Origin of the sequence: Phormidium pseudopriestleyi FRX01 (genome assembly GCF_017313335.1) — a bacterium.
In the GTDB taxonomy this organism is placed as follows: Bacteria; Cyanobacteriota; Cyanobacteriia; order Cyanobacteriales; family Laspinemataceae; genus Laspinema; species Laspinema pseudopriestleyi.
Genome location: NZ_JAFLQW010000251.1, coordinates 1 through 7,947, shown reverse-complemented (window position 1 = coordinate 7,947; position 7,947 = coordinate 1). Strand labels below are relative to the sequence as shown.

6 protein-coding genes are annotated in these 7,947 nt (G+C 51.0%); 3 read left to right on the top strand and 3 right to left on the bottom strand.

All coding sequences use genetic code 11. The features are described from left to right. Positions 1 to 395: 395 nt before the first annotated feature. The 3 genes from tkt to acpP form a co-directional block, all read right to left on the bottom strand. Positions 396 to 2,426, bottom strand: coding sequence for a transketolase (gene tkt / locus J0895_RS09305; protein ID WP_207087828.1), 2,031 nt, complete (start codon positions 2,424 to 2,426; stop codon positions 396 to 398). A gap of 255 nt (positions 2,427 to 2,681) precedes the next feature. Further along, a complete protein-coding gene (gene fabF / locus J0895_RS09300; RefSeq protein ID WP_207087827.1) occupies positions 2,682 to 3,932 on the bottom strand; it encodes a beta-ketoacyl-ACP synthase II in 1,251 nt (416 codons plus the stop codon). 60 nt (positions 3,933 to 3,992) lie between these two features. After that, the gene (gene acpP / locus J0895_RS09295) at positions 3,993 to 4,244 is read right to left on the bottom strand and encodes an acyl carrier protein (protein ID WP_207087826.1); all 252 of its coding nucleotides are present in this window, start codon (positions 4,242 to 4,244) and stop codon (positions 3,993 to 3,995) included. Positions 4,245 to 4,865: 621 nt separating this feature from the next. On the opposite strand from acpP, the gene J0895_RS09290 reads away from it, so the two are divergent. From J0895_RS09290 to glmS, 3 genes are all read left to right on the top strand, one after another. Next, the gene (locus J0895_RS09290; protein ID WP_207087825.1) at positions 4,866 to 5,771 is read left to right on the top strand and encodes a CoB--CoM heterodisulfide reductase iron-sulfur subunit B family protein; all 906 of its coding nucleotides are present in this window, start codon (positions 4,866 to 4,868) and stop codon (positions 5,769 to 5,771) included. 378 nt (positions 5,772 to 6,149) lie between these two features. Beyond that, positions 6,150 to 6,395 (top strand): photosystem I iron-sulfur center protein PsaC, encoded by a 246-nt coding sequence (psaC, locus tag J0895_RS09285; protein ID WP_207087824.1) that lies wholly within the window; start codon positions 6,150 to 6,152, stop codon positions 6,393 to 6,395. Between the two features lie 341 nt (positions 6,396 to 6,736). After that, positions 6,737 to 7,947 (top strand): glutamine--fructose-6-phosphate transaminase (isomerizing) (gene glmS / locus J0895_RS09280; RefSeq protein ID WP_207087823.1); only part of this gene is annotated, 1,211 nt, incomplete at its 3' end.

The window sequence follows — 7,947 nt, the reverse complement described above, 5'->3', positions numbered from 1 at the left end:
TAAAGAAGTAAGCCAAATTGCATCATCTCTTTTCTTTTAGGGATAGTTGTTTTGATGGTCTAGAGGGATACTTGAATGTCCCGCTGTCGCCCTTTGGGGTAGGCAGGAATCCCCCGGCTTTAGACGTGGTACGGTTCAAATAATGCGGTAGTCTCTTGTTTAATGCTGCCTCATTTGTTTGCTGAAGCCGACGGGTCCACGGCGAGCACTGTGCACCTTTTGTAATCTCAACTGACCGGATTGTTAAAAAACCCGGTTTCTAAAACGCAATTCAGGTTTGAAAGACCTAATAATAATAAAAAGGCTCCCTAAAATTAGAGAGCCTTTTTATTTTCGGTTAGGGTGTCATTCGAGGTAACGACACTCTACCTGAGCTTATTGTATATATACTATACTTAAAGCGCAGATGCTTTGGCAGCAATATTATCTGCTGTATATCCAAACCGTTCCAAAGCGACCTCACCGGGAGAGGAAGCACCGAAGCGATCGACACTGATCGAGGAACCTTGGTCGCCGAAGTAACGGTGCCAGCCATAGCTAGAACCGGCTTCTACCACCAGCCGTTTCTTGACTGCTTTGGGTAGTACGGATTCGCGATAGGCTTCGTCTTGATCGTCGAACAGTTCGCAGCTGGGCATGGAGACGACCCGGACTTTCTTCCCTTGTCCACGGAGCTTTTCAGCCGCTTCCGCGCAGAGGTAGAGTTCGCCGCCGGTTCCGATCAAGATGATCTCCGGAGTGCCTTCGCTATCGGAAAGGATGTAACCGCCTTTAGCAACGGCTTCAATGGAGGTTCCTTCCAGGTTCGGCAGGTTTTGGCGAGACAGGGCCAATAGGGAGGGATAGGGATGATCTGCACCAATGCCTTTGGCTTTTTCCACGGCGACTTTGTAGGCACCGGAGGTTTCGTTTCCATCGGCTGGACGCAGCACGATCAGGTCGGGAATTGCGCGCAGAGAGGGGATATGCTCGATGGGTTGGTGAGTCGGGCCGTCTTCACCCAAGGCAATGGAGTCGTGGGTCATGACCCAGATTACCCCAGCTTGAGAGAGGGCGGACAGACGGATGGCACCGCGCATATAGTCGGTAAACACCAAGAAGGTGGCACCGTAGGAGATTAAACCGGAACCATGTAGGGCGATGCCGTTGCAGATGGCACCCATGCCATGTTCGCGGACGCCGAAACGGACGTTACGGTTTTCGTAGGCACCTTTTTGGAAATCTTTGGATGATTTCAGTAAGGTTTTGTTGGAGGGGGCTAAGTCAGCGGAACCGCCGATTAGGTCGGGGAGGACTCCGGCGATCGCATTCAAGCAGGCACCGGATTGGTTGCGGGTGGCATCAGCTTTCTCACCGGGTTTGAAGGTGGGGAGGGATTTGTCCCAGCCATCGGGGAGTTTGCCACTCATCATCCGTTCTAAGACGGCAGCTTCTTCGGAATACTCGGCTTTGTAGCGAGTCCAGAGGCTGTTCCATTCTTCTTCATATTTGGCACCGCGATCGACAGCCTTGCGGAAGTGGCTGAGGGCATCTTCGGGCACTTCAAAGGGACCATAGTTCCAGCCGAGGTTCTCGCGGGTGGCTTTCACTTCGGAAGCACCGAGGGCCGCACCGTGGACATCATGGCTGTTGGCTTTGTTGGGAGAACCGAAGCCGATGGTGGTGGTGACTTTGATTAAGGTGGGTTTGTCTGTGACTTTTTTGGCTTCGGCGATCGCCTTGGCAATGGCATCTAGGTCGGTATTACCGTTTTCGACGTGGAGGACGTGCCAGTTATAGGATTCAAAGCGCTTGCTGACATCTTCGGTAAAGGAGATGTCGGTGGAACCATCAATGGAGATGTGGTTGTCGTCGTAGAAGGCGATCAGTTTACCAAGTCCCCAGTGACCGGCTAAAGAGCAGGCTTCGCCGGAAATCCCTTCCATGTTGCAGCCATCGCCCACGATGACGTAGGTGTAATGGTCAACGATTTTGAGGTCGGGTTTGTTAAATTTGGCGGCGAGGTGGGCTTCAGCTACAGCCAAACCGACGGCATTGGCAATTCCTTGGCCGAGGGGTCCGGTGGTGACTTCGACGCCTTCAGTTTGGAAGTTTTCGGGGTGACCGGGGGTTTTGGATTCCCACTGGCGGAATTGTTTGAGGTCCTCTAATTCTAAGCCTCTGTAGCCGGTGAGATAAAGTAGGGCGTACTGGAGCATACAGCCATGTCCAGCGGAGAGGACAAAGCGATCGCGGTTGAACCACTTGGGGTTTTTGGGGTTGAACCGCATGAATTTATCCCAAAGGACGAACGCCATTGGCGCTGCACCCATTGGTAAACCGGGGTGACCGGAGTTGGCTTTTTCTACTGCATCGATCGCCAGGAAGCGGATGCTGTTAATGCAGAGTTCTTCTAGTGATTGTTTGGTTGGAGCAGATACGGCCATAGTTTCTTTTGTGTAAATGAAGGTCTTTTGTCTAAGGTGGGTCTGGTAATATAGGGCGATTTGGGGTGATCAGCGAAAGTCTACCCCTCGCGATCGCCTCAAACGGCTAATTCCATGATTCCATCACCCGGATCGATGGGCAAGGGTCAAGTGACAAGGAGCGAGCATCGAGAATGAAACCCGTGATCTGTTGGCTTAACCGTTAAGGTAAAACTTGAAAACAAACTTCATCCGGCAACCTTGCCACCTTACCCTTTATTGGTACTTTTTAAAGGCTAGGGTGACGTTATGTCCCCCAAACCCGAAGGAATTGGAGAGGGCCACATTCACCGGGCAGTCCCGGCTATGATGAGGCACATAATCCAGGTCACACTCCGGATCTGGATTCTCCAGGTTAATTGTCGGTGGCACTTTGTCATTGGCGAGTGCCATAACTGTTGCCACGGCTTCAATGCCGCCAGAACCTCCTAGCAAATGTCCGGTCATTGACTTTGTAGAGCTGACTGCCACCTTGTAAGCATGGTCTCCCAAAGCGTTTTTAATCGCGTTGGTTTCAGTCTTATCGTTGGCGGCGGTACTGGTGCCGTGAGCATTGATGTAGCTCACCTGTTCCGGTGAGAGTCCGGCATCTTTCATCGCGAGTAACATCGCTCGCGTGGCCCCTGCACCACCGGGGACGGGGGAGGTCATGTGATAGGCATCACAGGTCATGGCATAGCCTACCATTTCGGCATAGATTTTTGCCCCTCGTGCCAGAGCGTGCTCCAGTTCTTCGAGGAGTAAAATGCCCGCTCCTTCGCCCATGACAAATCCATCGCGATCGCGATCAAAAGGACGGCAGGCATGAAGCGGATCATCATTCCGGGTGGAAACTGCCCGCGCTGCTGCAAACCCGGCAACGGATAGCGGTGTCACTGCCGCTTCTGTTCCCCCACAAATCATTGCTTGAGCATATCCGCCTTGGATGAGGCGAAAGGCATCTCCCACGGCATTGGAACCCGCTGCACAAGCCGTCACTACACAAGAATTGGGTCCCTTGGCTCCGGTATGAATGGCAGTCAAACCTGCCGCCATGTTGGCGATCATCATCGGGACCATGAATGGACTGCATCGGTCCGGACCGCGATTGAGGTAGATCGTTTGCTGATCTTCCATTACCTTCATGCCACCGATGCCATTGCCGATGACGATACCCACCTGCTCGGCGTTGAGTTCATTAATCTCGAAGCTGGCGTCGGCGATCGCTTGCTTACTCGCGGCGATCGCAAACTGAGCAAATCGATCCATGCGCTTGGCTTCTTTTTTTTCCAAGTAGTCATGGGGGTCAAATCCTTTCACTTCACCGGCAATCCGGCAGGAATGACTCGACGCATCGAATAGGGTAATAGGACCAATGCCATTACGTCCGCTCAACAACCCGTACCAATATTCCTGTAAGGTATTGCCGATCGGCGTAACCGCACCGAGACCCGTAACAACAACTCGTTTTCTTTCTAAGCTGGTCATGATTGCTGTATCTCTTGCTGCCACACCAAACACGCAGAATCCAGGTGAAAGCAGTCTGCTTTATGCTTTTGCTGCAACTTGGCTCTCGATGTAGTTCACTGCCTCTTGGACGGTGGTGATTTTTTCTGCTGCTTCGTCAGGAATTTCAATCTCAAACGCTTCTTCTAATGCCATCACCAGTTCCACTGTATCCAGGGAATCAGCGCCGAGATCTTCGGCAAAGCTGGCGGATGATGTGACTTGATCACCTTCGACTTCCAGTTGCTCCGTAACAATTTTCTTGACTTGGGAAAAAATGTCTTCTTGACTCATGGGGATGTCCTCTTTAGAATGCAGCAAATCATTACAAATTTGGGCTGGGGTGGGGCCGTTCTAACCTGCGATTGTCCCTGCCCTGTTTTGTCGGTCTGGCCCTTAGTCGTTTCTAAAACTCCTATGCCCGATGACTGGCAGAAGGCCATTTTCCCATCTTATCTGAAAGATGCATCACCCACACGGGATTTCTTCGGCTTTTCTTTCCTTTGTCATTCGTCATTTGTCATTTGTCATTTGTCGTTTGGATTGTTGAATACTCACCGACTACGGACCAATGACCCAGGACCTATCAACAACAACCACGGACCCAGGACCAATGCCCTTAAAATAGGAGGGTTTTTACGCATACAGAGTACCTCCGGTCCCCGGACCTTGCCAAGGTCCGGGGACCGGAGGTGTTCTTAAATGTGAGGCCAATTCCCCTGAACATAAAAACCCTACTGTTGTAAGGGACCAATGCCCGGGTCTAGTCAGGCTCTAGCCGCTTCTAAAATTAAGCTGCAATTAAGAAAGGGTAGTGCAGCGCCCCACGCAACATCATAATAATAATAGAAGAAGCGATCGCCTTGACCGACTCGGGCGATCGCCTCCTACCGTCCTCTCAACTGTGCCACTGCCATGCCATCAGTTACCCTCAAATACGCCTACTTTCCCGGCTGTGTTGCTCAAGGAGCCTGCGGCGAACTCTATCAATCCACTGCCGCCTTAACCAAAGCCCTCGGCATTGAACTGCTGGAACTCAAAAAAGCCTCCTGCTGTGGTTCCGGCACCTTCAAAGAAGATTCCCGCCTCCTAGAAGATACCGTCAACGCCCGCAATATTGCCCTCGCTGAACAACTCAATCTCCCCCTACTCACCCATTGCAGCACTTGTCAAGGGGTCATTGGTCATGTGGATGAGCGTCTCAAAGAGTTCCAAACCTCGGACCCCGCTTATCTCAACCAGATTAATGGGTTACTCCAAAAACAAAATTGTGCTCCCTACCAAGGCACCACGGAAGTCAAACATCTATTATGGGCCTTAGTCACGGACTATGGACTCGATGAACTCCAAAAACGAGTGACACGCAAGCTCAGTGGACTCAAATGTGCGGCATTCTATGGCTGCTATCTACTGCGCGCTCAAAAAACAATCCCTTATGATGACCCCTACCAACCGGAATCGATGGAAAATATATTTCGGACCGTAGGAGCCACTCCAGTCTATTATCCAGGACGCACCCAATGCTGTGGTTGGCCCCTATCCAGCTATGCCACAGACCAAGCGTTTCAAATGGCGGGGACTCATTTGGATGAGGCGATCGCCGCCGGTGCCGATTGTTTAGTCACTCCCTGTCCCCTCTGTCACCTGAATTTAGACTCCCGGCAACCAGAAGTGGCTAAATTCATGGGTCATAAGTTAGATCTCCCGGTCCTCCATCTACCGCAATTAGTCGCCTTAGCCGTAGGCATCCCCCCCAAAGCACTAGGATTAGATCGTCATGTAGTCTCCACTCGCCCCGTCTTAGAAAAATTGGGACTTTAAAACTTATCCGATGTTTGTAGAAACGACTGAAGTCGTTACTACGAACATCGGAAACGACTGAAGTCGTTACTACGAACGGGGGAATTGATTGAGCGCCATTGAAGATAGGTCCCCGGGAATTGGTAAAGATTTGTTACAAAATGATGAAGATAGGCGGGCTGGAAACGGGTTAAGGGCGATCGCCACCGGATCCCTCTAGTAAAAGGACCGGGCAATATATTACGATCTTTTAAGTTCTCGCTCCTTTTCTGAGAGGAGTAGGTAGGACTACGATAAACTAAGCCAAGATTTCGACAGCTTTAACGCTTACTCTAGCGGTTAAAGCGGCTATTACCAGATCCAAAAATTTGTTGAGAACACGTTGGGAGCTTATAATCCATGTCTCATGCCGTAAAAATCTATGACACCTGCATCGGTTGTACACAATGCGTTCGGGCTTGTCCCTTAGACGTTCTGGAGATGGTCCCCTGGGATGGCTGTAAGGCTGCCCAGATTGCCTCTTCTCCCCGGACTGAAGACTGTGTAGGTTGCAAGCGTTGCGAAACTGCCTGTCCGACAGACTTTTTGAGCATCCGAGTCTATCTCGGCGCTGAAACGACTCGCAGTATGGGTCTGGCTTACTAGAGTTGGATGATTTGAAGGCCCTTTTGGTTCAAGGGTGCTTTTAAATCATTTAGAGTTTAAATAGAAAGAGGGAGCCTTGCGCCCCTCTTTTTTCGCGTTCAGGTGCACCGGGGAACTCATTTCCGGAATCACAGACTGGGCAGGGGAAGAGACTATCAACTTGCTGTAGGGGTTATTTTCATCCTCCGATCGCACTGTCGATTTCTGCTCATACCGGGCGATCGCCACTTGAGAGGTAGTTGCACGTTAGGAAACTATAAAGGGATGTAATTATAGCAGTAACAGCACGGAAAAACTAAAATTCTATCCATTGCACCGTATCAAGAGGAGTTAACGGATAAATGTGCGGAATTGTTGGCTATATTGGCACTCAAGCGGCGAAAGATATTTTACTCGCCGGATTGGAAAAACTAGAATATCGCGGTTACGATTCAGCAGGAGTGGCCACAATTTGGGAGGGAAAACTCAATTGTGTCCGGGCAAAAGGTAAGCTGCACAACCTGCGAGAAAAAATCCAAGGCATCGACAATCCCGCTCAAATCGGTATCGGACATACTCGCTGGGCGACTCACGGTAAACCGGAGGAATACAACGCTCATCCCCATACAGACACCCACGGAAAAGTGGCGGTGGTTCAAAATGGGATTATTGAAAATTATCGGGAGTTGCGCGAGGAACTCAAGGGTAGAGGTCATGAATTTCGGTCCGATACGGATACGGAGGTCATCCCCCATTTAATTGCGGATTTGATGACGGAACCGATGGTGGATGCACCGGGTTATATGCCGTTAATTTCCCAGTTTTTTGAGGCGGTGCGAAAGGCGGTAAATAAATTAGAAGGGGCATTTGCGATCGCCGTAATTTGTGCCGACTACCCCGATGAACTGATTGTGGCTCGACAGCAGGCCCCTTTAGTGGTGGGATTTGGACAGGGGGAATTTTTCTGTGCCTCGGATACTCCGGCGATCGCTCCCTATACCCGCGCTGTCTTGTCTTTGGAAAATGAAGAAATGGCACGGTTGACGCCGTTAGGGGTGGAGGTTTATAACTTTGCAGGCGATCGCCTCAAAAAAACCCCCCGACTCCTCAACCTCAACCCGGTTTTGGTGGAAAAACAAGGATTCCGCCACTTCATGCATAAGGAGATCTACGAACAACCGGCAGTGGTCCGCACTTGTTTGGAAGCCTATTTTAACCGGGAGTGGCGACCGGGAGATAATCAAGTCCCCCCGATTAATTTGGGCATTAATCCCGAACTGTACACCGATTTGCAACAGATTGAAATCCTCGCCTGTGGCACCAGTTGGCACGCCGGGTTAGTCGGGAAATACCTCCTAGAACAGTTGGCGGGAATTCCCACCTCGGTCAACTATGCCTCAGAATATCGCTATGCACCGGCCCCGTTGCGCCCCTATACTCTGGCGATCGGTATCAGTCAGTCGGGGGAAACTGCGGATACTCTGGCGGCCCTAGCGATGGAAAATCAGCGCCGAACGGGTCTTTCTGCTGCCTATAAAGCGCGACTGTTGGGGATTACGAATCGTCCCGAGTC